Origin of the sequence: Ilumatobacter coccineus YM16-304 (assembly GCF_000348785.1) — a bacterium.
Lineage (GTDB): Bacteria > Actinomycetota > Acidimicrobiia > Acidimicrobiales > Ilumatobacteraceae > Ilumatobacter_A > Ilumatobacter_A coccineus.
The window spans coordinates 3,207,366-3,232,405 of the sequence record NC_020520.1; the positions used below are offsets into that span (position 1 = coordinate 3,207,366).

The following is a 25,040-nucleotide window of genomic DNA, read 5'->3' on the forward strand; positions in this document are numbered from 1 at the left end:
CGAGTCCTGTCGTCGCTCCGGCGACCGCAGCAGGCCGGCCCGGCCCCGCCCGAGCAGCTGAGTGCATCCTCGGTGTCAGCTCAGAACGCGTCGATGCCGGTCAACTCGGCAGACAGCGCCCAGAGCTTCGCTGCCTCGTCGCGATCGACCGCGTGCGGGTTCACGCCTCGGAAGCGAGCGAACGGGCCGTCGAGATCGACCGGGTCGGCGATGTCACAGTCTTCGCAGTACACACCGCCCATGCCGTCGAGTTGCGGCGACGTTGCCGCCCACACCGACGTTGCGGCACCCTGCTCGGGCGTCTTGAACCGATCGTCGACGTTCCCCTGGTCGTCCATCCACCCCATGGCGATCATCTCCTGCTTCGGGAGGTGGCGTTGGAGTTCGGTCATGATCCCGCCGGGATGCACGGCAAAGGCGCGTACGCCGGCCGACTGGCCCAGCGCATCGAGCTGCACGGCGAACAGGGAGTTGGCGGTCTTGGCCTGGCCGTAGGCGACCCACTTGTCGTAACCCGATTCGAACTGGACGTCGTCCCACCGGATCGGCGACAGCTTGTGCCCGGTCGACGAGAGCGACACGACACGCGCTCCCCCATCGGCGGCGAGTACCGGCCACATCGCGTTGGTCATGGCGAAGTGGCCGAGATGGTTGGTCGCGAACTGTGCTTCCCAGCCGGGGTCGATACGTGTCTCCGGGCAGGCCATGATCGCAGCGTTGTTGACGAGGATGCCGACCGAACGCCCGGCGTCGGCGACGCGCCGGCCGAACCCGATCGCGCTGGCGACGTCGCCGAGGTCCATCTCGTCGACGGTGATCGACCCGGCGGTCGAGCCGAGCCCACCGAGCACCTCGCGTGCGTGATCCGGACGACGCGCCGGAACGATGACGTCAGCGCCGGCCTCGGCCAGCCCCTTCGTCGTCTCGAGACCGAGCCCCGAGTAGCCGCCGGTCACCACGGCCAACGTGCCGCTCAGGTCGGCGCCGGCGATCACCTCGCTCGGCGTCGATCGCATGCCGAATCCCGAACCGAGTGCCTGCTGCTGCGTCGTCATGGCCGGACCGTAGCCGCGCGACACCGCTCCAGGCGGCGCCGAGGATCAGTCGACGGCTGCAGCGGACACGGCGTGATGCACGAAGTCGAGTTTCTCGATCACCGTGTCGGACAGCACGAACGGGTACAGGTCGTCCTGGCCGATCGAGCGCGACATGCCGTTGAGCGCGAGGGTCAATGCAAGCCACGATTCGATCGTCGGACCGATCTCGCGGTCGACGTCGGATTGGAACGCCTCGTGCGCTGCGCTGCGCACCGGCTCGCCGAGTCGGAGCCCGAACGATTCGGCGGTCTCGAGCCCACCCTGGATGTGGAGGTAGTGCGCGAAGGTCTCGGCCCAGTCTTCCCAGGGATGCATCGTGGCGTACCGGCTCACGTGCGTGTCGACCCAGGTCGTCTCCTGCTCGTCGGGGTCGTCGGCGTAGTGCCCGGCGAGCGCGTCTTCGTACGACACCCGCTCGTCGCCGAACAACGCCCTGAACTCGTCGATCCGTCCCGCGTCCTCGACGAGATGCGGCCAGTAGTAGTGGCCGATCTCGTGGCGAAGGTGGCCGAGCACGGTGCGATACGGCTCGCCCAGTTGCTGACGGACGAACTCGCGATGCGCGTCGTCGGACTCCGACAGATCGAGCGTGATCACGCCACTGGCGTGGCCGGTGGTGACCGATCGATTCCGCGATGACAGGAACTCGAACGTCACCCCGCGTTCTTCGTCGACGGCCCGGTCAATGATCGGAAGCGACAGCGACGTGAGTTGGTGGATGAGCCGACGCTTGCTCAGCTCGGCGTCGGCCCAGCCGGCGAGACCTGCCTCGTCGTCATCGTTCGGTCTGATCGACGTGAGTCGACAGCTCGTGCACAGCGGGTTGTCGTCACGCTCGTCGACCAGCCAGTTGCACGAGACGGCACGACGGTTCTCGCACCGACGGAAGGTGACGTCGTCGAGCCCCACCAGCGACACTGCGACATCGCCGTCGAGTTTCACGGCTCGGGGCTCATCGGTGTCGTCTCCCGCATCGAACGTCGTTCCGGCCTCGATCAGCGCGTCGAGCGCGAGCCGATCGGGGTCGTACCCCAGCGTCGACGCGCACCGCAGACAGGTGGTGTTGTGGAAGAACAGCAGTTGCCCACACACCGAACACGAGAAGGGAATCACGGCTCACACGTCATTTCTGTTCAGGCCGCGTCGAGCGGCGGAGGTCGAGCGTCCGCGGGTACTCGCGGGGAAGGTGGGCGGCCATCTCGTCGAGTGCGGCCACGTCGATGCGGCCGGGCGTGTGCCCGACTCGTCCGAACCGACTGGCTCGCCGGGTCTCGGCGGCTGCGGCGTTGACGGGGAAGTCGTCGTACATGCGCCCGCCCGGGTGCGACACGTCGTAGGTCGCACCGCCGAGCGACCGGCCGGTCCAGCGGTCGACGAGGTCGAAGACCAGTCGACTCTGCGCGTCGATGGTGGGGTGCAGCGCCGACCACGGTGCCCACGCCTTGAATCGCACCCCCGCCACGCTGCTGCCGTTCTGCTCGGTCGGATGCAGCGGCACGGGGACCCCGTTGCACGTCATGACGTGGCGATCGGCGTTGATGCCGTCGACCAGCACCTGGAGCCGCTCGACGGACGAGTCGACGTAGCGGGCCGTACCCGACCCACCGACCTCTTCGCCGAGCACGTGCCACGGTTCGATCGCCCGGCGCAGCTCGACTCGGACCCCGTCGACGGTGTACTCCCCGATCAGCGGGAATCGGAACTCGAGGAACGGTTCGAGCCACGCGATGTCGAAATCGATCCCGTGATCGTTCAGGTCACGAACGACGTCGTGCACGTCGCTGCGAACGAACCACGGCAGCATGTAGCGGTCGGTCAGATCGGTCCCCCAGCGAACCAGCTGCCCGGTGTACGGCTCGTCCCAGAACCGGGTGACGAGCGAGCGCACGAGCAGCGCCTGGACGAGTGCCATCTGCGGATGAGGCGGCATCTCGAACGCGCGCAACTCCAGAATGCCGAGGCGGCCGCGTTCGGAGTCGGGGCTGAACAGTTTGTCGATGCAGAACTCCGACCGGTGCGTGTTGCCCGTCAGGTCGACCAGCAGGTGTCGGAGCAGCCGGTCGACCATCCACGGGGCGAGGTCGTCGCCGGCGCGGTCCATCTCGGCGAACGCGATCTCGAGCTCGTAGATGGTGTCGGCGCGCCCTTCGTCGACGCGCGGTGCCTGGCTGGTCGGTCCGATGAACTGGCCCGAGAACAGATACGACAACGACGGGTGCTGCTGCCAGTACGCGACCATGCTGCGAAGCAGGTCGGGGCGACGCAGCAGCGGGCTGTCGGCGGGCGTGGCGCCGCCGAGGGTGACGTGGTTGCCGCCGCCGGTTCCGGTGTGCGTGCCGTCGAGCGCGAACTTCTCGGTGCCGAGGCGGGTGAGACGGGCCTCTTCGTAGAGCGTCTCGACGATCGTGCGCATCTCCGACCACGACGAGCTGGGTTGCACGTTGACTTCGATCACGCCGGGGTCGGGCGTGACGATCAGCGTGTTGAAGCGAGGGTCACGCGGCAGCGCGTAGCCCTCCAACACGACCGGCGTCGACAGTTCGTCGGCGACGCTCTCGATCGCGGCCAACAGTTCGATGGCACGCTCGGCGTGCTCGATCGGCGGGAGGAAAACTGCCACGTGACCGTTGCGCAGCTCGGTCGTGACCGACGTGGGGGCTGCGGTGCGAGCGTCGACGACCTCGGCGGGCTCGGGGCGTTCGGCCACGGCCGGGAGCGGCTGACGCGGCTCGAACGGTGAGCGTTCGAACGTGCCGGGGTGCGGCACCCACGTGAGCGAGTCGATCGGCAGTCGGAGCCCGATCGGGGAATCGCCGCCGATCAGGAACAGCTGACCGCGACGGAGATGCCAGGTGGAGGTGGCCCACTGGTCGGCGTCGTCGGACTCGTGGAGCGGAAGGGCGTAGCCCGTCGGTTCTCCGATGTCGCCGCGCAGACGACCGAGCAGGCGTTCGCGCACCCCGGCATCGCCGAGGTCGGCGAGTTCGTCGTCGCTGACGTCGCGCTCGGGAGGCGGACCCACCGGCAGGCGCGCTTCGCGCCACACGTCCTCGATCGGATCCTCGTAGGCCGGGATGACCGCCGACGTGTCGATGCCGAAGCGTTCGGCGATCCCTTCGATCATGCGGCGAGCGTCGTCACGACTCGCCGTTCCCTCGGTCGTCGGGTCGGCGAGCAGTGTCTGGTCACTCCACAGCGGCACCTCGTCTCGTCGCCACACGATGCCCATCTGCCAGCGCGGCAGCGGCTCGCCGGGATACCACTTGCCCTGTCCGTGCTGCACCACACCGCCGACCGAGAACCGGTCGCGGAGTCGCAGCGTGAGCTGATGCGCGAGGCTGCGCTTGGCGGCACCGTCGGCTGCGATGTTCCACTCGTCGCCGTCCATGTCGTCGATCGACACGAACGTCGGCTCGCCGCCCATGGTCAGGCGCACGTCGCCGTCGGCGAGGCGCTCGTCGACGTGCTCACCGAGCAGGTCGATCCGCTCCCACTGCTCAGGCGTGTACGGCAGCGTGACCCGCGGGTCCTCCCGCACGCGGCGCACGATGTTGGCGTACTCGAACTCGACCTCGGTCTTGCCGGTCGCCCCCGAGATCGGCGCCGCCGACATCGGGTGCGGGGTGCAGGCGAGTGGAATGTGTCCCTCTCCGGCGAACAGACCCGACGTCGGGTCGAGGCCGATCCAGCCCGCTCCGGGCACGTAGACCTCGGCCCAGGCGTGGAGGTCGGTGAAGTCGTCGTCCGGTCCATCCGGGCCGTCGAGCGCTTCCTGGTCGGCTGCCAACTGCACGAGATATCCCGACACGAAGCGCGCGGCGAGGCCGAGATGTCGAAGCGCTTCGACGAGCAGCCAACCGGTGTCGCGACACGAGCCGATACCGCGTTCGAGCGTCTGCTCCGGGGTCTGCACGCCCGGCTCCATGCGCACGGAGTAGGCGATGTCGGCGTAGAGCCGCTGGTTCAGTTCGACGAGGTAGTCCTCGATGCGCTTCGGCCCGCTCGTGGCGACTCCGCTGAGCCACTTGCGCAACAGCGGGCCGGCTGGGGCATCGGGCTTGAGATACGACTCGAGGTCGTTGAACGTCCGCGGCTCGTAGGCGAACGGGTACTGCTCGGCCGATTCCTCGACGAAGAAGTCGAACGGGTTGACGGTGGCCATGTCGGCGACGAGGTCGACCCTGATGTCGAGCGTGTCGGCCGGTTCCGGAAACACGAGGCGAGCGAGGTGGTTGCCGAACGGGTCCTGCTGCCAGTTGAGGAAGTGATCGTCGGGTTCGACGGTGAGGCTGTACGACAAGATGGGCGTGCGCGAGTGCGCCGCCGGGCGGAGCCGGAGGACGTGGGGATGGATGGTGGTGACCCGGTCGAACTTGTAGGTCGTCCGGTGTTCGATCGCAATGTTGATGCCCAAGGGAATCCTTCGTTCGTTTCGATGGCGATGTTGGTGGTCAGTGTGCCGTCGGCCGCGCCGTTCAGTTGCGGCTGCGTCCCGATTCGGCCGCCGGCGACGGTGACACGCGTGACACGTCGACGGCGACGGTCATGATCTGTTGTGCGCTCGGGCCGAGCACCACGCCGCGCACGGGTGCCACGTCGGCGTAGTCGCGCCCCCATCCGACCGTCACGTGGCGTTCGGGTGGCAGTTGGTCGTTGGTCGGATCGAAGTCGAGCCAGCCGTGTTCGGGGATCCACGTCGAGCACCATGCGTGCGAGGCGTCGGCGCCGATCGACTTCGGCTGCCCGGGCGGTGGTTCGGTCTCGATGTAGCCGCTGATGTACGAGCCGGGAAGGCCGACGCGTCGAAGCACCGCCACGGCGAGGTGGGCGAAGTCTTGACACACGCCGCGTCGCTGTTCGAGCACCGTGTCGACCGGGGTGGCCCAGTCGGTCGCGGTCGAGTCGAAGACGAACGACTCGAATATCTCGTGCGACAGCGCGTGGACCGCCTCGACGATCGGACGGTTGCGGAGAAAGATCTTGTCGGCGAGGGCGTCGAGGAGATCATGTCGGCGCACCGGGGTCGACGCCGACGTCGACGCCCGATACGGCCCGACCGCGAGACTCTCGGCGCCGCGGAGTACGGCTGCTCGCCGGGCGACCTCCTCCCACGACCAGGCGACGTCGGGCACGTCCTGCACGCCGACGTCGACCGTGCTCGTGGCGGTGATGTCGAACGCATCGTGGCGATGGTGTACCCCGATCTGCACGATCCGATTGCCGAACACGTCGAGCAGTTCGTCGAGTTCGTCGGGGACCGGGTCGGTGATGACCCGAGCGTCGACGACCTCCTGGTGCGGACGCGGTCGAGGGAGCAGACACGCCACCGAGTAGGCGTCGTTGACCGCGAGCCCGTAGCGGTACGACGTGCGGTGGCTCACGCGATAGCGCGTCATGCGACCGCTCCCGGATCGACGGTGCGCGGGCGCACCGGTGTGGCGTGCGGCGGAGCCACCAGCCGCGTCGACGTCAGCTCGGCGGCGAGCGTGTGCAACCGTTCGATGATGTCGTCGAAGTCGCCCTTCGGGCTCTGCGGGCCGATCGCGGCGATGTCGTCGCCGACCGATTCGATGCGCTCGATGCCGGCGTTCCATCCGATGGCCGTGGCGTTGCGGACGAGCCCGGCGACCGAGGCCGCAGCCGATCTGGGGTTGCGATCGTCGTGCAGCAGCAGACGCAACACGGCGTCGAGTTCGACGTCGCTGCGGTGCCGGCGACGATACGCGACCAGGCTGTCGTTCGCAGCGAGCACCGACTCGAGGCCTCGCCGCCGGTCGGGGTCGGAGAGCGAGGCGTCAGCGTTGGTGGCCGACGCGGCAGCGGCGCTGGTGAGCGACACCACCGTGCGTTCGTAGCGCTTGGCGAAGTCACCGAAGTACCAGGCCGGGCCACGTACCACGCTCTCGCTCCACAGACCGCCGAAGGCCGACAACTCGACGAGCAGCGAGTCGAGTTCGTCGACGTCACCCGGATGATCGGAGAGACGGCTGCGCGTGGTGGCGAGTTCACCGAGCACTCGCCCGGTGGTCGTCGACAAGAACTCCCGGACGCTCGCGGCTTCGGCCAGCATCGAGCCGATGTGGAACTCGAGCGAGGCGACCCCCGCGACCACGGCTTCTCTCCGCAGGTCGCCGGCGCTGGCCCATCCGTCGAGCCAATCGGGGCCTGCACCGATCAACTCGCGAAGCAGGCGCATCGCCGGTGTCGCTGCCGAGGCGCCGACCGACGGCGTCGCTGCGGCGACGACGCGAGCGGCACGTGCCACCACCTCCGACCGCTCGGACGCGCGTCCCATCCAATACAGCGAGTCGGCGGCCCGGGTGGGCACCGAGGTGATGAAGTCGACCTGTGGCGCCGACACCGCCGCCGGTCGCGCCGACACCGGCTCGTCGCCGAGCACCCACACGTCCTTCGCCCGGCACGGTGTTGGCCTGATCGGGTCGTCGTGCGCCTCGATCACCCGCCCGTTGCCGCCCGGCATCACCGTGATGCCGTCGTCGCTGGCGACCGCATGGAATCGGATCACGATGGGGTGATCGACGAGTTGGCCGTCGACGAGGCACGGCACGCGCTCCGCAGGAGCCTCGAGCAGATCGTCGACCCGCGTCGAACCTCGCGCCACGCGCGGCGAGTTCATCGTGAGCCACGGCGCCTCGCCCGTGAGCGCTTCGCCCACACGGTCCCACGACCCCAGCAACGATGGGTCCTGGAGGACGCCGGAACCGTGCGCGTTGGTGATGGCGAGCGCCGACTTCTCGTCGGCGAGCAACACCGCCGGGATACCCGCCGACCCGTAGGTGTTGGTTTCGAGCGGATCGAGCTGACGGTCGGCGATCTGACGGTGCAGGACGTCGACGCGTTCGAGACCGCCGAGTGTCTGGAGCCAGAGGCAGTGGTCGCGCACCACCAGGTCGGGTCCTTCGACCACGTTGAAGCCGAGTTGCGTCGCCATGTACGCGTGCTCGACGTACGCCGGGTGATCGATGCCACTCGTCAGCATCACGACCCGCGGACCGACCACGTCGGTGGTGTCGATCAGCGCCTTGCGCAGCCAGTGCAGCGATGGTTCCAACGATCGCACCGGCTCGGCGGGCACGTCGGCGACCTGCTCGTGGACGCGCCGATCGAGCAGCATGTACCCGACGCCGACGCTGGTGTCGACGAGGTCGGCGATCGCGAACCATGCACCGTCCGCTCGGCGCACGACATCGACCGCGTAGGTCGACAGCCACCGCTTCTGGTTGCGACGCTCGGCGGCACCGACCGCAGCGAGCCGATAGTCGGTGCTCCCCCACAGCATCGCCGGGTCGATCTGGCCGTCGGCGACGAGCGAGCGTTCACCGTAGAGATCGTCGAGGATTGCTTCGAGCATTCGCATGCGGCGAGCGACCGCCTCTTCGAGCCAGACGAACTCGTCGGCGCTCACCACGTACGGGATCGGATCGAGACGCCACGGTCGACTGGCGAGCGTGACGTTTCGTCCGTCGGCGCGCGCCGGCAGGTCGTGCACCACGTGGCCCGCACCCTCCGCCATCAACAGTCGGTCGATCGCCGTCTGCTGCCGAGCGAGGTGAGCGGGGTCGCCGAGGCCGAAGGCTCCCGCGGTGGCGCCCATCAACCACCGTCGATGCTGAGATACCGGTCGGTGATCGCGTCGTTGACCTTGCCGATGAGCGTCTGCACCCAGTCCATCGCCTGGTCGAGGTCAGCGCCGTCGGCGGTGGTCCCCATCGTGGCGATCAGCGCGTCACGCGCGTTGGCGACGGTGCGGCGGACCGAATCGGGGCGCGTGAGCGTGTCGAGCGAGCGGTCGATCTCGTCGAGACAGAACCTGATCGAGCGAGGAAAGCGCGAGTCGAACAGCAGGAAGCGCACGACCGACGTCGCCTCGATCGGCCCGCGGGTCGAGCGCTGGTACATCTGCAGCGCCGACAACGCGCGCAGCACACCCATCCACTGGACCTCGTCGTACTTCAGGGCGTCTTCGCGTCGCGTCATCAGCGACGCCGCACGCACCCCGACGAACCGCGACGTCATGTCGGCGCGTTCGAGGTAGCGCCCGATGCGCCACATCTGGAACGCAGCGTCGCGGGTCATCGACGAGGTCAGGATGCCGTCGAGTCGCCGGCTGTCGTTGGTGACTCGACCGAGGACGTGACTGCGGAAACGGCGATCCTCCGCTCGGTTGGCGTCTGAGTCCATGAACAGCGAGAGGTCGTTGACCGTGTGCCACGCTTCGCGCGGCAGCACCTCGCGCGTCGTGCGGAGGTTGGACCGAGCAGCAGCGACGCACGCCGCGACGCTGCCCGGCTGTTCGGGATCGCACACCAACGTACGAACCACGTCGCGTTCGGTCGCATCGCTGGCGAGCAACGACCGGTCGCCGCACACAGCGAGCAGCGGCGCCCATCGCCGATCGGTCTCGTCGGGATCGTCGATCGGCATGTCGTCGAAGAGTTCGCCGAACTGCTGCACCAGCCGAGAGGTGTCTTCGGCTCGTTCGAGATAGCGAGCCGCCCAGAACAGTCGGTCGGCGTTGCGCGAGAGCAGCACCATGTCAGGCCTCCCCGCCGTTGCTCGATTGTGACTGCGATTGCGATTGCGATTGGGATTGGGATTGGGATGATCTCGCCGACGGTGGTCTGCCCCCGGTGTCGACGATCCACGTGTCTTTGCTGCCGCCGCCTTGAGAGGAGTTGACGATCAGCGACCCTTCCTGCAGTGCGACTCGAGTGAGCCCGCCCGCGGTCACGTAACTCGACGCCCCGGTGAGGATGAAGGGGCGCAGGTCGACGTGACGCGGCTGCAACTCGCCGTCGATGAGTGTCGGCACGGTCGACAGGTTGATGATCGGCTGGGCGACCCAGTTGCGAGGATCGGCCAGGATCGCTTCGGCGCAGGCCGTCAACTCGTCTTCGGTCGCCCGGCTGCCGATCGTGATGCCGTAGCCGCCGCTCTCGTTCGCCGGCTTGGTGACGAGTTCGTCGAGGTGCGCGAGCACGTACTCGCGCTCGTCTTCGTACATGCAGCGATAGGTCGGCACGTTCGCGATCTTCGGCTCCTCGTCGAGGTAGTAGCGGATGATGTCGGGCATCCATGCGTAGACGCACTTGTCGTCGGCGACGCCGGCGCCCGGCGCGTTGGCGATGCCGACGTTGCCCGCCTTCCACGCCCGCATGAGCCCGGCGGCGCCGAGCAGGGAGTCGGGACGGAAGGCGTCGGGGTCGATGAACAGGTCGTCGATCCGTCGGTAGATCACGTGGACGCGTTCGCGCCCTTCGACGGTGTGCATGTAGACGCAGTCGTCGTCACCGACCACGAGGTCGCTGCCCTCCACCAACTCCGCACCCATCCGCTGCGCCAGGAACGAGTGCTCGAAGTAGGCGGAGTTGAAGATGCCGGGGGTGAGCACCGCCAGCGTCGGGTCGTCGACCCCGTCGGGGGCGAGCGAGGTGAGCAACTTGTTGAGTTCGTCGGTGTAGGTGTCGACGGGCCGGATGCGGTTCTGACCGAAGAGTTCGGGGAACGCCCGCTTGGTCACCGCGCGGTTCTCGATCACGTAGCTGACGCCCGACGGGACTCGCAGATTGTCTTCGAGCACGTAGAACGTGCCGTCGTCGTCGCGCACCAGGTCGGACCCGGAGATGTGCGCCCACACGCCGAACTTGGGCTTGGCCCCGACGCACTCCGGGCGGAAGTTGACCGAGTCCTCGAGCAGTTCGGCCGGAAACACGCCATCGGCGACGATGCGCTGCTCGTTGTAGATGTCGTCGATGAACATGTTGACCGCTCGCAGCCGTTGCGCCAGACCAGCTTCGACCTGCGTCCACTCGTCGCCGTCGATGATGCGCGGAACGACGTCGAACGGCCACGCACGGTCGATGTTCTCACCGTCGCTGTACACGGTGAAGGTGATGCCCATCGTGAGGATGTCGAGCTCGGTGGCGGCTTGACGGGCCTCGATCTCGTCGGGGCCGAGCTGCTCGAGGAGCGACCACAACGCCGCGGCAGAGGCTCTCGGAGTGTGATCGTCGTGCAGCAGTTCATCCACGTGTACATGCATACCTCAATCTGCGGACTCGAAACAGGCGTTCGTGGGGTCTACGGTGCAGAAATGGCCGCGAAGGATGAGTTCGGCGAACCGATCGAGCTCGACACTGGCACCCGTGTCGTGCGCATCACCAACCCGCACAAACCGATGTTTCCGTCGGTCGGACCCGCAAAAGAGGAGCGGACGAAGATCGACCTGGCCCGCTATTACCTGGCCGTCGGCGAGCCCATCATGCGCACACTGCGCGACCGACCGGTCCTGCTCGAGCGCTACCCCAACGGCGTGCGCGGCACGTCGTTCTTCCAGAAGCGAATTCCCGCGTCGGCACCCGACTGGCTCGCGACCACGACGGTCGAGACCATCAACGGCACCCCGTCGCGTGCGTTGGTGATCCCCGACCTCGCACACGTGCTGTGGGCCGCGAACCAGGGCGTGCTCGGGCTCCACGTGTGGCCGTTCCGTGCGTCGACGCCCGACGACGCCGACGAGATGCGCATCGACCTCGACCCCTCCCCCGGGGTCACGTTCGACATGACACGCGAGGCTGCCGCGCACACACGCGATCTGCTGGCCGAACTCGGCATGCTCGGCTTTCCCAAGACCACCGGGTCGAAGGGCATCCACATCTACGTTCGCGTCGAGCCGGGATGGGATTCGTTCGCGGTGCGCGGCGCGGTGGTGGCGCTCGCTCGCATCCTCGCCGAGCGACACCCCGACCTCATCACCGACAAGTGGTGGAAGGAAGAGCGCGGCGAGCGGGTGTTCGTCGACTTCAACCAGAATGCGCCGCACAAGAACATGTTCGGGGCCTGGGGCGTGCGCCCACGTGTCGGCGCGCAGGTGTCGACACCGTTCCGCTGGGACGAACTCGACTCGATCGACCCGGAGCAGTGCACGATCGACACCGTTCCCGACCGACTCGCCGAGCAGGGCGATCCGTGGGAGTTGATGGACGAGGCTCCCTGTTCGATCGTTCCACTGGTGGAGCGGTTCGCCGACGATCTCGCCGACGGTGTGCCCGATGCGCCGTGGCCGCCGGTGTATCCGAAGATGCCCAACGAAGCACCTCGTGTCCAACCCAGTCGAGCCCGCAAGCCCGACGACGAGCACTGAGCCTCGCTCGGTCGGAGCCTCGGCGCCGTCAGTCGGCCAGCGCGCCGGTCGTCGGCCGGCGGCTGACGAGCATCAGCGAACGCCGTGCTGTGATCGATGGACGGCGCCGTGCAAGGCTGCAGTCATGACCGATGCGTTCGGAACGATGGAAGACGGCGACTCGCGATACGAGTGGTTCGCTCACCTGGTCCGACAGCGACGAACGTCGATGTTCGTCGACCCCGACCGTGAGGTCGATCCGGCGATGGTCCAGGAGTTGTGCGGGCTCGCCACGTGGGCCCCCAACCACAAGAAGACCTGGCCGTGGCGCTTCGCCTACTTCACCGGAGACGGCCGAGCACGCCTCGGCGAGACGATGGTCGCCGACATGATCGAGGCTGACTTCGGTGACGAGGTCAAGCGGGAGAAGACCCGCACGAAGTACCTGCGCACGCCGGGCATTCTCGTCGTCGGTTGCGAGCCCCACGAGAACGACACACTCCATCACGAGAACCGCGACGCCGTCGCCGCCGGCATCCAGAACCTGCTGCTGGGTGCCACGGCGCTCGGCCTCGCGAGCTTCTGGTCGACACCGGCGCTGCTCCAGCCGCCACGAGTCCTCGATCTCTGCGGGTTCGGCGCCGACGACCGTGTCATCGGCGTCATCTACCTGGGCTGGGAAGACCGGCCGTGCCCGCCACCCGAGCGGCCGCCACTCCCCATCACCCTCGTCACCCACTGAACCTCGGTGCGTCTCACCTGGTTATTTCCATCCCGGATGGAAATAACCAGGTGGCGCGCGAGACTCTGGGCATGGCAACCGTGGTGCTCTCCGTTCTCGGCGATGATCGACCCGGGCTCGTCGATGCCGTCGCCCAGGTGGTCGCCGATCACGGCGGGAGCTGGGATCGCAGCCACATGTCGCGTCTCGCCGGAAAGTTCGCCGGCATCGTGGTCGTCACGATCGCCGACGACGACGCGCAGGCACTGATCGACGGCCTCGGCCCGATCCGGGCCGATGGGCTCCTCGAGGTCACGGCGTCGATCGCCACCGACCCCGATGCCGACTCCGACCCCACCCCAGGGGCCGTCGAGCCGATCGAGCTGCAACTCGTCGGCGCCGACCGTCCGGGCATCGTCCGTGAGATCGCCTCGGTGCTGGCGGCGAACGACGTGAGCATCATCGAACTCGTCACGGCCACCACGAGCGCACCGATGGCAGGTGAGCCGCTGTTCGAAGCATCGCTCTCGCTCAACGTGCCGCCCTCACTCGACCTCGATCGACTCCGCGCAGCGCTCGAAGACCTCGCCAACGAGTTGATGGTCGACATCGACCTCGACACGGCTCGCTAGCTCGGCGTCACCGATCCGGCCAGCACCGGTCGGAGCCACGCATCCGAGGCGACGCATCTCGGCGCGCCCGGCATCGTCGTCTGAACTCCGGTCGCCCGGAGCGGCAATACTGGCGCTGTGCCAGCGAACGCCGACGCCACTCAGACCATCGTCACGCTCGACCTCGAAGGGGTGTTGATTCCCGAAGTGTGGGTCGCCGTGGCCGAACGAACCGGCATCGACGGTCTGCTGCGCACGACGCGCGACGAGCCCGACTACGACGTGTTGATGCGGTACCGCCTCGATCTTCTCGCCGAACACGGCCTGACGATGTCGCTGATCGAAGAGGTCATCTCCGGGCTCGCTCCCCTCGACGGCGCCAAGGACTTCCTCGACGAACTCCGATCGCACACACAGGTGATCATCCTGTCCGACACGTTCGAGCAGTTCGCCAGGCCGTTCATGCGGCAACTCGGCTGGCCGACCGTGTTCTGCCATCGCCTCCTCGTCGACGACGATCGCATCGTCGACTACCGCCTTCGCCAGCACGACCAGAAGCGCAAGTCGGTGCAGGCCTTCCATCAGCTCAACTACCGGGTGTTCGCGGCCGGCGATTCGTACAACGACACGACGATGTTGGCCGAAGCCGACACCGGGTTCCTGTTCCGCTCGCCCGACAACGTCATCGCCGAGTTCCCACAGTTCCGGGCGATGACCGAGTTCAGCGACCTCCTCGACGCATTCCTCGCCGAACTCTGACCAACCTGGTTACGTTGCTCCCGGAGCGATGTAACCAACTTTGGTCGCTCGGTCCCGGGCTACCTGGGCTTTTCCGGTCGCGGACGGGCCCGACCCCTCGACGCGTTCGTCGCCGAACGCTGACGAACCTGATTACGTTGCTCCCGGAGCGATGTAACCAGGTTGTTGGTCGGGGGTGGGGTGGTCGTCGGTGTCCGTGGTGTCCGGCTCGTCGTGCGACGGCAGGCGACGCGCTCGGATCAGGCGGCGGATTCCTTCGTCGATCGCGAGGCCGACTCCGAGCAGGAGCAGGGCGACGATGCCGTCGAGCCACCAGTGGTGGCCGGTGGCCGACACGACGAAGATCGTGAGCGGCAGGTGCGCGGCGAACAACCACTTCCACCGCGAGGTCGAGGCGGCGACGATGCCGAGCCCCACCACGCCGGCCCAGGCGACGTGGATCGACGGCATCGCGACGAACTGGCCCGACACCCCGGTGCCGACCGGCCCGTAGACGTCCATGTCGTGGATGACGGTGACGTCGATGAACCCGAGGTCGGGCAGGTACCGGGGCGGAGCGACCCGCCAGAACCGGATCACCAGACACCCGGCGGTCACCAGCGCCAACGCGTTGCGCCAACGGTCGTAGTGATCGCGATGCCGCCAGAACATCCAGATGAGGAACGCGAAGATGCTCGGCACGTGCACGACGACGTAGTACGCCGACGAAAGCCACCCGAGCCAGTCGTTGTCGACCGCCCACCGATTGACCGTGAGCTCCGACGGCAGCCACATCGCCTCCTGCACGTCGACGATCGTGCGGGCACGCTCGATCGCCCCGTCGGTCTGCGCGAGCGGGAGTTTGCGAGCCGTCCGCCACAGACCGTAGAGCGCCGTGAGGATGCCGAACTCTCGCACGGCGGGCAGCGCGATCTCGATCGCCTTCGACGGACGCACCCGACGAAGCACCAGGTAGACGACAATGCACAGCACCGTGGTGACCCACGCCTGCTGCCAGGTGGGCCAGGCCATCTGGGCGATCACGGATCAGTGCTCCGCCGTGCGCGAACGCCCCGGCGACGACCGCTCGTCGCGCCCTGCCACCTCGGAGGTGGACGCGCGACGTCGTGCGCGAGTGTCGCCGAGACAGTCGCGCACGTCGATCACGGGGTGTACTGGCCGAAGACGCTCCGCAGCGAGTCGCTGATCTCGCCGAGCGTGCAGTCGGCACGCAGCGCGTCTTTGATGCTGTAGAGCAGGTTGTCGGTGCCTTCAGCGGAGGCCTTGACCTTCGCCAACGCCGACTCGACGCCCGCGGTGTCACGGTTCGCCTTGTAGCGCTTGAGGCGTTCGACCTGTCCGGGCTCCAGCGTCGGGTCGATCGGGAACACGTCGGGCTCGGGGTCGTCGTCGGTCGTGAACTTGTTGACGCCCACGATCACCCGGTCGACGTCGTCGACCGACTTCGTGTAGGCGTAGGCCGAGTCCATGATCTCGTCCATCTGGTAGCCGGCCTCGATCGCCGCGACCGCGCCACCCTTCTCGTCGATGGTCTCGATGTACTCCCAGGCGAGCCGCTCGACTTCGTCGGTGAGCGACTCGACGAGGTAGGAGCCGGCCATCGGGTCGGGGGTGTCGACGACGCCCGACTCGTAGCCGATGACCTGCTGCGTGCGCAGGGCCATGCGAGCTGCGTCTTCGGTGGGCAGGCTCAGCGCTTCGTCGAAGCCGTTGGTGTGCAGCGACTGCGTGCCACCCATGACCGCAGCCAACGCCTGGAGCGTGACGCGCATGATGTTGTTCTTCGGCTGCTGCGCCGTGAGTGTCGACCCACCGGTCTGCGTGTGGAAGCGCAGCATCTTCGACTTCGGGTTCTGAGCGTCGAAGCGCTCGGTCATGATCGTGTGCCACATGCGGCGGCTCGCACGGAACTTCGCGATCTCCTCGAAGAAGTTGTTGTGGCCGTTCCAGAAGAAACTGAGGCGCGGGGCGAAGTCGTCGACGTCGAGTCCGGCGTCGACCGCGGCCTGCACGTAGGCGATGGCGTTGGCGAGCGTGAAGGCGATCTCCTGCACGGCCGTGGAGCCGGCCTCACGGATGTGGTAGCCCGAGATCGAGATCGTGTTCCACGACGGGACGTGCTCGGCGCAGTATCCGAAGATGTCGGTGATGATGCGCATCGACGGCCGCGGCGGGAAGATGTAGGTGCCGCGAGCGATGTACTCCTTGAGCAGGTCGTTCTGGATCGTGCCGCTGATCTGATCGCTCGACACGCCGTTCTCCTCGGCGACGAGCTCGTACATCAGCAGCAGGATCGCCGCCGTCGAGTTGATCGTCATCGACGTCGACACCTTGTCGAGCGGCAGATCGGCGAGGAGGAGACGCATGTCCTCCATCGAGTCGATGGCCACGCCGACCTTGCCGACCTCTCCCTCGGCTCGGCCGTGGTCGGAGTCGTAGCCCATCTGCGTCGGGAGGTCGAACGCGCAGCTCAGACCGGTCTGGCCGGCGTCGAGGAGGAACTTGAAGCGCTCGTTGGTGGCTTCGGCGTTGCCGAACCCCGAGTACTGACGCATCGTCCAGAGGCGCCCCGTGTACATCGACGAGTAGACGCCTCGCGTGTAGGGCTCCTCACCCGGTGCACCGAGCTTCTCGGTCGGATCCCAACCGGCGAGATCGTCGTGGTCGTACAGCTTCTTGATGGGGATACCGGAGTCGGTCTGCGGGAGGTCGGCCATGGCCCCGATCGTATTCCGGCCGACCCCGACCGACCTGATCCGCGACCAATCCCTCCGCGCATCATGTCTCGCGGTCATCGGGTGTCTGACACCGTTTGACGGGCGGCGTTGCGGTCACCGGGTGTCTGACACCGTTTGACGTGCGCAGTTGCAGCGGTGTTCAGCGGGCGGCGACGATCGCCACTTCCATCCGCCACTGGGGCTGCGCCAGCTCGGGCACGGTCACGAGCGTCGATGCGGCGCGATGCTCTCCGAGGAACGCGTCACGCGCGGCCATCACGGGGGCCAACGGCTCGCCGGCGACGACGTAGGTCGTGACCGACACGATGTCGTCGGCTCCCATCTCGGCATCGACGAGCATGGCGGCGATGTTCCGCCACACCACCACCGCCTGCTCCCCCACCTCGTCCGGTGTCGTCCCGTCGGGTGCGGTCGGCACCACCCCCGACGTGTGCAGCCAGCGTTCGGGTGCCACGGTGAGCACGGCGTGTGCGTAGTTCGCCGCCGGGGCGGCGATCGACGAGGGATTGATCTGACGGTTCACGCTCGACATCTTGGCGGATCACGGCCGCTCGCGGTGCGCTCGTCGCCTCCGACCGGTCAGCCCGGGATCACGTCGAACATCGAGACCGAGGCCATGTTGCCGCGGTAGTCGCGGAGGACGAGTTCGGCGAATCGACGCACCGCGATCGGTCGTCGTCGGGCAAGATGGCCCGGTGCAGGCCGCTCCGACACCTCAGGGTCCGATCAGTCGCTGGCTGAGCACGGCGCAACCCGAAGCGTTGTTCGTCCTGTCGGCCGTGGCGCAGTACGTCGGTGCTGCGCTGGCCGTGGTGTTGTTCGACGAAGTCGAACCGCAGACGGTCGCCTGGTTCCGCATCATCGGCGCGGCCGCCGCCCTGCTCCTGGTGTCACGCGGCTGGTGGCGAGGCTGGACCCGGCGCCAACTCGTCGGCGTGGCGGTGTTCGGTCTCGCGACGTCGTTGATGAACATCTTCTTCTACCTGGCGATCAACCGCATCGACCTCGGCAAGGGCGTCACCATCGAGTTCATCGGCCCGATCGCTGTGGCCGCGGCAACGACGAGATCCGGTCGCAATGCGTTGGCGTTGGCGTTCGCGATCGCCGGTGTCGCCGTGCTCGGCGGGGTCGAACTCGCCGACAACGCCGTCGGGCTCGTCTACATCCTCATCGCATCGGCGCTCTGGGCGGCGTACATCGTCGTCGGGTCGCGCGTGGCCCAGGTCGACCGCGGTGTGGCCGGGCTCGGTCTCGGGCTGGCGATCGGATCGATCCTCACCGCGCCGATCGGTGCGCCGTGGAGCGGACCGGTCTGGGTGGCGCCATCGCTGCTGGCGATGTGTCTGCTCGTCGGCGTGTTCTCCAACGCGATCGGGTACGGCATCGACCAGTTCACGATGCGCCGCATCCCGATTCGACGCTTCTCCCTGCTCCTCGCGCTGCTCCCGGTCACCGCGTCACTCATCGGCTGGATCGCGCTCGATCAGCGGCCGACCACCATCGACCTGCTCGGTATCGCCCTGGTCCTGGTCGGCGTGACGGTGCAAGAGCGCGACCAGATCGAACGCGTCGAAGCCACCGTCCGCACCGATCCCGCCTGAGCTGCGCGGCCACGCCCTGAAGCGCGATCGACCGCCGCCGACCACCACCCGCCAAACACGACGCCGCCGTACACGATGTCGCCGAACACGATGCCGCCGAGGGCGATGGGGTGGTCGGGGCCGACTACCATCGAGACATGGCGAACACCTACGACGAAACGATGGCCGAACTCGAGAAGCAGGCGACTGCGGTCGAGCAGGACTTCGAAGCCGAGCGTCTCAAGCGCAAACAGCGCCTCGCCGCCGGACTCCGAACCATGGGTCGACTCCATCTCGCGGAGGGCGTCGCCGGACACGTGACCGTCCGCGACCCCGAGTTCCCCGACCGCTTCTGGGTCAACCCGTTCGGCCACAACTTCAAGTTGATGAAGGTCAGCGACCTGATCTGCGTCGACCATGCCGGTGACGTCGTCGTCGGTGACCGGCCGGTCAACGCCGCGGCGTTCGCGATCCACAGCCGCCTCCACGCCGCGCGCCCCGACGTGATGGCGGCGGCCCACTCACACTCGATGTACGGCCGCACGTTCTCCACCCTCGGCAAGCCGCTGAAGATGATCAGTCAGGACGCCACGATGTTCTACAACGACGTGGCGCTGTGCAACGACGGATCGGGTGCCGTGGTGCTCGACACCGCGGTCGGCGATCTCATGGCCAAGGCGCTCGGCGACAAGAAGGCGCTCATCCACCAGAACCACGGGCTCATCACCACGGGCGGCTCGGTCGACGCCGCCGTGTGGTGGTTCATCGCACTCGAGCGCCTGTGCCAGAGCCAGCTCCTCGCCGAGTCGGCCGGTGACCCGATCGAGATTCCCGAGGCGTACTGCGAAGACGGGTACAAAGCGCAGGGCCACGACCTCGCCGGCTGGTTCCAGTTCCAACCGTTCTGGGACGAACTCGTCGCTCGCGAGCCCGAGTTCCTCGACTGACGATCCTCGACTGCCGCGGCCGGCTCAGCCGGCGATGGTGGTGCGATGCAGCAGACGGTCGTGCCCGTCGTACCCGCCGGTTGCTCGGTGCAGCACCGAGCGGTTGTCCCACATGACGAGCATGTTCTCGCTCCACACGTGGCGGTACTGGAACTCTTCGCGCGTCTGCCAGTGGTAGAGGTCGAACAACAACTCGCGGCCCTCGTCGTCTGACATGCCCTCGACGCCGATGATGTAGCCGATGCAGCCGAAGATCCCGAGGCGCCCGGTCTCGGGATGCTCACGGATGATCGAGTGCGTCTGGGTCGCCATCGCCGTGTCGGACGGCCTGATCGCCATCGACCGGTCGGTCTTCTGGTCGTCGTCGCCGTACGTACCGCTGGGCGCGTACCCGCCGCGTGCGGAGTGCACGGCCAGGCGGCCCTCGAGACGAGCGCGCAGGTCGGCGGGCATGGCGTCGAGTGCGGCGTGCTGGTCGGCGTACAGCGTGTCACCCCCGGTGGGCGGGATGGTGATGCCGAGCAGGCAGGTTCCCGATGGTGGCGTCGCCTGGAACGACCAGTCGGTGTGCCAGTTCTCGGCGAACAGCGGAGCGGTCTCGGTGGCGCTGCGTGCGACCGCGATGATGTGCTCCCGGCCGTCGATCGGGGCGATGAACGGGTCGTCGCCGAACCCACCGAACGACTGGGTGAAGCGTTCGAGGTCGTCGTCACTCATCGCCTGGTCGGGGAAGGCGAGCACATGGTGCTCGAGCCACGCTGCCCTGATCTCGGCAACGGTGGCCGGATCGAGCGGCGCCGTGAGGTCGACCCCGGTGACGGTTGCCCCACACGACTGCCCCGACGCTTCGACATCCATTCCCATGACTCCACCGTAGGCGACTCGCCGCGATGGCCGACGAGGCCGGATCGAACCGACGATTCGACCGACGTCAGTGCCCCGCTCGAAGTCGGTCCGTCCAGCGTTCGTCGTGGGGGTTCAGAGTCCCAGGTCGGGCAGGGAGATCTTCGGCAGGGTGATCTCGGGCAGCGTGATCACGGGCAGGGTCACGTCTGGCAGCGTCACGTCTGGGAGCGTGATCTCCGGCAACGTCACGATGTCGGGCAACGTGATCTCCGGCAACGTGATGATGTCGGGCAACGTGATCTCCGGCAGCGTGATGATGTCGGGCAACGTGATCTCCGGCAAGGTGATGATGTCGGGCAACGTGATCTCCGGCAGCGTGATCTCGGGGAGCGTGATCTCGGGCAGCGTGATGCCCGGTGTGGTCGTCCCTGGGGCCGGAGCGACCGACGTGGTGGTCGTCGAACTCGATCCCGCCACCGTCGTGGTCGTCTGCGTACCGACCGCGGACGTGGTCGTCGTCTGCTGCGTACCGACCGTGGTGACCGGTCCGCTCGTGCTCGGTGGCGTCGAGTCCGGCGACGACGGGTCGGTGGTGGTCGGCCCGCGGCGCACCGTGGTGACCGGGTCGGGAAGCGTCGTGTCACCCGCCGGGCTGCCGGGGTCGTCGGATGTCGGCGGCTCGGAGTCGGTCTCCGAGGCCGCTGGCTCCACCAGAGTCGCACCCGGAGCAGGCGACGGCGAACCGGTGGGCGAGCCACCCGGCGACGCGACGCCGTTGGCGCCGCGAACGTTCGATCGCTCGTCGACGTCGACCTCGGTGGTGGTGATCTCACCGTCGTCGACGAAGACGGTCTCGGTCGGCTGCGTTGCGTTCGCCACCACGCCGGCGGCGCCTGCCGTGGTGCCGACGGCGACGACGGCGAGGGCCGGCCCGATCGCAGCACCGACCTGTGTCACGATCGCCTGAGGCAGGAGGGCTGCCTGCGAGAGCCACCGCGACGGACGCGTGAGGCGACTGGTAGCGCCGAGCGACGCATTGAGGAACGCGCGCACCACGTCGGGGTCGAACTGGGTGCCGGCATGCTTCGACAGTTCGGCCCGAGCAGCTTCGCTGGTCATCGGGTCCTTGTACGAGCGAGTCGACGTCATGACGTCGTAGGCGTCGGCGACCGAGACGATCCGTGACGCCATCGCGATCCGCGTGCCGCTGAGACCGTTCGGGTAGCCACCTCCGTCGAAGCGCTCGTGGTGTTCCCAGACCGCCCGAACCGATTCTCCGATCCATCGTGCGAGGGGTTGCACGTACGCCTTGCCGGCGAGCGGGTGCGACTTGATGATCTCGAACTCGTCGTCGGTCAGACGGTCGGGCTTGTTGAGGATGGAGCCGGGCACGTCGATCTTGCCGATGTCGTGCAGCAGCGCCGCCCACCGCAGACGATCGAGGTCACGGCCGGTGATGCCCATCTCGACGCCGATCATGTGGGCGTAGCCACGGACCCGTTCGGAGTGACCCCGAGTCATGCGGTCGTGACGGCTCAACAGGCCGACGAGTTCGAGCAGGCGTCGTGCCGCGTCGCCTGGCAACTCACCATCGGGACTGACCCGATGCTCCTCGATGCGCTTCTTCAGTTGGCTGGTGGTGCCGATCTTCATCGCCAGACCGAGCCGCGACGGGACCTGGTCGGGGAAGGCGAGACCGAGCTTGAACAGCGTCGCCAGTGGGACGACGCGGCGAGCGATGCGCTCGGCAGCGACCATGGCGGTGAGGGAGGCGAGCGCAACGATCGCCCAGCGGACGATGCCCCACAGCGTCGACGGTGGCGACGGCAACAGCCCCGTCACCACGTAGCCGGTCGCCAACGAGATCGCGATCGGCGTGACGAACGCTGCACCCCGGATCATGCGAGCAAGACCAGGACGCTCTTGCCAGCCCTGGTCCTCCGGCGACTCCTTGCGCTTCATCACACCGCCCCTCCTCGTTGGTGATTCGTTGACACCTCTTCATCGGCCGCGGAACGCGACATCTGAACGCGGAGCGAGAGATCTTGACGGAGTCGTGATGATGGTCACGCGGGGTGACCGACCCGTCGACGCAGGGGCAGCGGCGACGTGGTTCAGCGACGCAGACGGACGTCGCGACCAGCGGTTCCGGTCAGTCGAGACCGGGGGCGCAGAGCCCCTCGAGCTCGCGGATCTGGATCCGATCGCGGTTGTCGTAGGTGACCTGGTTGTCGGGGTTCGCCTTGAGGTTGAACACCCGGAACTCCATGTCGTTGGTGTCGACGGTGAGGATGCGACCGATCAGCGGGTCGCCGAGGCCGAGGATGACCTTGATCGTCTCGAGCGCCTGGATCGATCCGATGATGCCGGGCAGCACGCCGAGCACACCGGCCTCGGCGCACGACGGGGCGAGTTCGGCGGGAGGCGGCTCCGGGACCATGTCGCGATAGGTCGGGCCCTCGGTCGGGTGGAACACGCTGACCATGCCTTCGAACCGGAAGATCGAGCCGTGCACGACCGGGATGCCCAGCTTGACGCTGGCGTCGTTGAGCAGGTAGCGGCTCGGGAAGTTGTCGGCACCGTCGACGATCACGTCGTAGCCCTCGATGATCTCCATGATGTTCGACGCGTCGAGGCGCGTGTCGTAGGTGACGACGTCGACGTCGGGGTTCAGCCCCACCAGCGTCTTCTTCGCCGAGTCGACCTTGCGGTCGCCGATGCGGTCGACGTTGTGGAGGATCTGGCGCTGCAGGTTCGACGAGTCGACGTCGTCCATGTCGACGATGCCGAGCGTGCCGACGCCTGCGGCTGCGAGGTAGAGCGCGGCGGGCGAGCCGAGACCACCCGCACCGAGCAGGAGCACCTTCGCTTCGAGCAGCTTGATCTGTCCGGCGACACCGACTTCGGGGAGCAGCAGGTGACGCTTGTAGCGGTTGTTCTGCTCCGGCGTGAGCGACGCCGGCTTCTTCCAGTCACGACCTTCGTCCTTCCAGCGCCCGTAGCCACCGTCCATCGACATGGCGTTGGTGTAACCGAGCTCTTCCATCGTCTGCACGGCGAACGCCGAACGAACGCCGCCGGCGCAGTACACGACGACGGGGGCCGTCTTGTCGATGATCTTGCCTTCGATCTGTGCTTCGAGGTGACCGCGGGGGATGTGAACGGCGCCGGGGATCGCACCTTCCTCGTACTCGTCGGGCTCACGGACGTCGAGGACGAGCGCCCCCTCGTCGATCTTGGCCGACGCGGTGTCGGTGTCGATCTCGGTGATCGAGGACTTTGCGGCGGAGAGCAGGTCGCGGAACGTAGCCATGGGAAAAGCCTAACGGTGAAAGGTGATCTATTGGGTCGGGAATAGATGAACCGGTCCGGCGACCGATCCATTCCCGTTCGGGCCACCCGGTGACTCGACACCCTCATCACCTCGTCACCACGTCACCGGGTCGACGACGGTCGCCGACATCGTTGCTTCGAGCGATGGGCCGACGGCATGGCAGGAACGGCGACTGCCCTGTCCGAAACCCGCTGACGTGCCGTCTCGGCCTGCTGTTACGTTGCCCGGGTGAGTCAGGCAACCACGCCACACCGCAAGATGTTCGAGCAGTCGACGGCCGCCAACGACGGGTCGTTCACGCCGCAGGACTGGGGCCTGTTCTTCGCCGTCGCGGCGATCTGGGGCTCGTCGTTTCTGTTCATCGACATCGGGCTCGACGCATTTCCGCCGGGTCTGATCACACTGCTGCGCGTGGCGTCGGGGGCCGCTGCGCTGCTCCTGTTGCCGAAGCCCTCGGTCACCATCGCCGCCGACGATCGGCCGCGCCTGTTGCTGCTCTCGGTGATCTGGGTCGCGGTGCCGTTCACGTTGTTCCCCATCGCGGAGCAGTACATCAACTCGTCGGTCACCGGACTGCTCAACGGAGCGACCCCGATCTTCGCCGCGACGGTCGCCGCACTGCTGCTCCGCCAACGGGCGCGCGGGCCGTTGCTCGCGGGCATCGTCGTCGGGTTCGTCGGCATCACGTTGATCAGCCTTCCGTCGATCGGTGACGGAGCGAGCGAGAGCCGCGGCGTGTTCCTCGTGCTCGCCGCGACCGTCTGCTACGGCTTTGCGATCAACCTGGCGGCGCCGCTCCAGCAGCGATACGGCTCGCTCCCGCTGATGGCCCGCATGCTCACGCTCGCCACCGTCTGGACACTGCCCTACGGCCTGTGGGAGATCGGCGACGCCTCGTGGGAGATCGGCCCGCTCGTGGCGGTGCTGGTGCTCGGCGTGTTCGGCACGGGCATCGCATTCGCCATCATGGGATCGCTCGTCGGGCGCGTCGGGTCGACGCGAGCCTCGTTCATCACCTATCTCATCCCGGTGGTGTCTCTCGCGCTCGGCGTTGCGTTCCGGAACGACACGGTCGCCCCGCTGGCCATCGCCGGCATCGGCCTCGTGATCGGCGGCGCACTGCTCGCCAGCCGCGCCAAACGCTGAGCCACACCGCCCCTCGCACCCACCGTCAGCCGTTTGTGTGACCGATACCGCGCCCCACGCGCACAATCGGTCACACAAACCTTGGGGCGTTGGATCTGTGTGACCGAATCCGCGCCCC

At 67.5% G+C, this 25,040-nt stretch carries 20 protein-coding genes; 7 read left to right on the top strand and 13 right to left on the bottom strand.

The features are described 5' to 3' along the window. Positions 1–80 precede the first annotated feature (80 nt). From YM304_RS14470 to YM304_RS14500, 7 genes are all read right to left on the bottom strand, one after another. Positions 81–1,055 carry an SDR family NAD(P)-dependent oxidoreductase gene (locus YM304_RS14470; protein ID WP_015442446.1) on the bottom strand — a complete coding sequence of 325 codons (975 nt, stop codon included), beginning with the start codon at positions 1,053–1,055 and terminating at the stop codon, positions 81–83. 45 nt (positions 1,056–1,100) lie between these two features. Continuing rightward, entirely contained in the window at positions 1,101–2,210 is a 1,110-nt protein-coding gene (locus YM304_RS14475) for a zinc-binding metallopeptidase family protein (protein ID WP_015442447.1), read from the bottom strand. Positions 2,211–2,220: 10 nt separating this feature from the next. Continuing rightward, positions 2,221–5,511 (bottom strand): transglutaminase family protein, encoded by a 3,291-nt coding sequence (locus YM304_RS14480; RefSeq protein WP_015442448.1) that lies wholly within the window; start codon positions 5,509–5,511, stop codon positions 2,221–2,223. A 61-nt stretch (positions 5,512–5,572) separates the two neighbouring features. Next, on the bottom strand, positions 5,573–6,493 hold the full coding sequence (locus YM304_RS14485; protein WP_015442449.1) for a transglutaminase family protein: 921 nt from the start codon (positions 6,491–6,493) through the stop codon (positions 5,573–5,575). After that, positions 6,490–8,712, bottom strand: coding sequence for a circularly permuted type 2 ATP-grasp protein (locus YM304_RS14490; RefSeq protein WP_015442450.1), 2,223 nt, complete (start codon positions 8,710–8,712; stop codon positions 6,490–6,492). Before YM304_RS14490 ends, YM304_RS14485 begins: the two co-directional genes overlap by 4 nt. After that, positions 8,712–9,653, bottom strand: a complete 942-nt coding sequence (locus YM304_RS14495) for an alpha-E domain-containing protein (RefSeq protein ID WP_015442451.1) — start codon at positions 9,651–9,653, stop codon at positions 8,712–8,714. Before YM304_RS14495 ends, YM304_RS14490 begins: the two co-directional genes overlap by 1 nt. A 1-nt stretch (position 9,654) precedes the next feature. After that, on the bottom strand, positions 9,655–11,160 hold the full coding sequence (locus YM304_RS14500) for a circularly permuted type 2 ATP-grasp protein (RefSeq protein WP_041298328.1): 1,506 nt from the start codon (positions 11,158–11,160) through the stop codon (positions 9,655–9,657). Between the two features lie 51 nt (positions 11,161–11,211). On the opposite strand from YM304_RS14500, the gene ligD reads away from it, so the two are divergent. The 4 genes from ligD (at position 11,212) to thrH (ending at position 14,331) form a co-directional block, all read left to right on the top strand. Then, complete coding sequence (ligD, locus tag YM304_RS14505) at positions 11,212–12,261, top strand: non-homologous end-joining DNA ligase (RefSeq protein WP_015442453.1); 1,050 nt, start codon at positions 11,212–11,214, stop codon at positions 12,259–12,261. Between the two features lie 124 nt (positions 12,262–12,385). Next, positions 12,386–12,982: a nitroreductase family protein gene (locus YM304_RS14510; protein ID WP_015442454.1), complete on the top strand. Its 597-nt coding sequence runs from the start codon at positions 12,386–12,388 to the stop codon at positions 12,980–12,982. A 71-nt stretch (positions 12,983–13,053) separates the two neighbouring features. Further along, the gene (locus YM304_RS14515) at positions 13,054–13,593 is read left to right on the top strand and encodes a glycine cleavage system protein R (RefSeq protein ID WP_015442455.1); all 540 of its coding nucleotides are present in this window, start codon (positions 13,054–13,056) and stop codon (positions 13,591–13,593) included. A 117-nt stretch (positions 13,594–13,710) separates the two neighbouring features. Then, positions 13,711–14,331, top strand: a complete 621-nt coding sequence (thrH, locus tag YM304_RS14520) for a bifunctional phosphoserine phosphatase/homoserine phosphotransferase ThrH (RefSeq protein ID WP_015442456.1) — start codon at positions 13,711–13,713, stop codon at positions 14,329–14,331. Positions 14,332–14,463: 132 nt separating this feature from the next. On the opposite strand, the gene YM304_RS14525 is transcribed toward thrH, so the two are convergent. From YM304_RS14525 to YM304_RS14535, 3 genes are all read right to left on the bottom strand, one after another. Beyond that, positions 14,464–15,354, bottom strand: coding sequence for a phosphatase PAP2 family protein (locus YM304_RS14525; RefSeq protein ID WP_015442457.1), 891 nt, complete (start codon positions 15,352–15,354; stop codon positions 14,464–14,466). A gap of 119 nt (positions 15,355–15,473) precedes the next feature. Continuing rightward, positions 15,474–17,048 (bottom strand): acyl-CoA mutase large subunit family protein, encoded by a 1,575-nt coding sequence (locus tag YM304_RS14530; RefSeq protein WP_154723473.1) that lies wholly within the window; start codon positions 17,046–17,048, stop codon positions 15,474–15,476. Between the two features lie 160 nt (positions 17,049–17,208). Next, entirely contained in the window at positions 17,209–17,601 is a 393-nt protein-coding gene (locus YM304_RS14535; RefSeq protein WP_015442459.1) for a RidA family protein, read from the bottom strand. A gap of 163 nt (positions 17,602–17,764) precedes the next feature. Between YM304_RS14535 and YM304_RS14540 the strand changes: the two genes are divergently transcribed. Further along, positions 17,765–18,670, top strand: coding sequence for an EamA family transporter (locus tag YM304_RS14540; RefSeq protein ID WP_015442460.1), 906 nt, complete (start codon positions 17,765–17,767; stop codon positions 18,668–18,670). Between the two features lie 137 nt (positions 18,671–18,807). Beyond that, positions 18,808–19,596 (top strand): class II aldolase/adducin family protein, encoded by a 789-nt coding sequence (locus YM304_RS14545; protein WP_083908593.1) that lies wholly within the window; start codon positions 18,808–18,810, stop codon positions 19,594–19,596. A gap of 24 nt (positions 19,597–19,620) precedes the next feature. On the opposite strand, the gene YM304_RS14550 is transcribed toward YM304_RS14545, so the two are convergent. From YM304_RS14550 to moeB, 3 genes are all read right to left on the bottom strand, one after another. Further along, positions 19,621–20,460, bottom strand: a complete 840-nt coding sequence (locus tag YM304_RS14550) for a TauD/TfdA dioxygenase family protein (RefSeq protein ID WP_015442462.1) — start codon at positions 20,458–20,460, stop codon at positions 19,621–19,623. Positions 20,461–20,574: 114 nt separating this feature from the next. After that, positions 20,575–22,404 carry an HD-GYP domain-containing protein gene (locus YM304_RS22695; protein WP_083908387.1) on the bottom strand — a complete coding sequence of 610 codons (1,830 nt, stop codon included), beginning with the start codon at positions 22,402–22,404 and terminating at the stop codon, positions 20,575–20,577. Between the two features lie 190 nt (positions 22,405–22,594). Beyond that, positions 22,595–23,755: a molybdopterin-synthase adenylyltransferase MoeB gene (moeB, locus tag YM304_RS14560; protein WP_015442464.1), complete on the bottom strand. Its 1,161-nt coding sequence runs from the start codon at positions 23,753–23,755 to the stop codon at positions 22,595–22,597. 249 nt (positions 23,756–24,004) lie between these two features. Here moeB and YM304_RS14565 point away from each other — a divergent pair, with 249 nt between their 5' ends. Then, positions 24,005–24,922, top strand: coding sequence for a DMT family transporter (locus YM304_RS14565; RefSeq protein WP_015442465.1), 918 nt, complete (start codon positions 24,005–24,007; stop codon positions 24,920–24,922). Positions 24,923–25,040 lie beyond the last annotated feature (118 nt).

What these genes read in the sequence shown, in the direction of transcription:
- YM304_RS14500 (WP_041298328.1), bottom strand. Translation starts at nt 11,160, where the DNA reads ATGCATGTACACGTGGATGAACTGCTGCACGACGATCACACTCCGAGA.
- moeB (WP_015442464.1), bottom strand. Translation starts at nt 23,755, where the DNA reads ATGGCTACGTTCCGCGACCTGCTCTCCGCCGCAAAGTCCTCGATCACC.
- YM304_RS14510 (WP_015442454.1), top strand. Translation starts at nt 12,386, where the DNA reads ATGACCGATGCGTTCGGAACGATGGAAGACGGCGACTCGCGATACGAG.
- ligD (WP_015442453.1), top strand. Translation starts at nt 11,212, where the DNA reads ATGGCCGCGAAGGATGAGTTCGGCGAACCGATCGAGCTCGACACTGGC.
- YM304_RS14545 (WP_083908593.1), top strand. Translation starts at nt 18,808, where the DNA reads ATGGCGAACACCTACGACGAAACGATGGCCGAACTCGAGAAGCAGGCG.
- YM304_RS14535 (WP_015442459.1), bottom strand. Translation starts at nt 17,601, where the DNA reads ATGTCGAGCGTGAACCGTCAGATCAATCCCTCGTCGATCGCCGCCCCG.
- YM304_RS22695 (WP_083908387.1), bottom strand. Translation starts at nt 22,404, where the DNA reads ATGAAGCGCAAGGAGTCGCCGGAGGACCAGGGCTGGCAAGAGCGTCCT.
- YM304_RS14495 (WP_015442451.1), bottom strand. Translation starts at nt 9,653, where the DNA reads ATGGTGCTGCTCTCGCGCAACGCCGACCGACTGTTCTGGGCGGCTCGC.
- YM304_RS14470 (WP_015442446.1), bottom strand. Translation starts at nt 1,055, where the DNA reads ATGACGACGCAGCAGCAGGCACTCGGTTCGGGATTCGGCATGCGATCG.
- YM304_RS14485 (WP_015442449.1), bottom strand. Translation starts at nt 6,493, where the DNA reads ATGACGCGCTATCGCGTGAGCCACCGCACGTCGTACCGCTACGGGCTC.
- YM304_RS14515 (WP_015442455.1), top strand. Translation starts at nt 13,054, where the DNA reads ATGGCAACCGTGGTGCTCTCCGTTCTCGGCGATGATCGACCCGGGCTC.
- YM304_RS14530 (WP_154723473.1), bottom strand. Translation starts at nt 17,048, where the DNA reads ATGGCCGACCTCCCGCAGACCGACTCCGGTATCCCCATCAAGAAGCTG.
- YM304_RS14550 (WP_015442462.1), bottom strand. Translation starts at nt 20,460, where the DNA reads ATGGGAATGGATGTCGAAGCGTCGGGGCAGTCGTGTGGGGCAACCGTC.
- YM304_RS14490 (WP_015442450.1), bottom strand. Translation starts at nt 8,712, where the DNA reads ATGGGCGCCACCGCGGGAGCCTTCGGCCTCGGCGACCCCGCTCACCTC.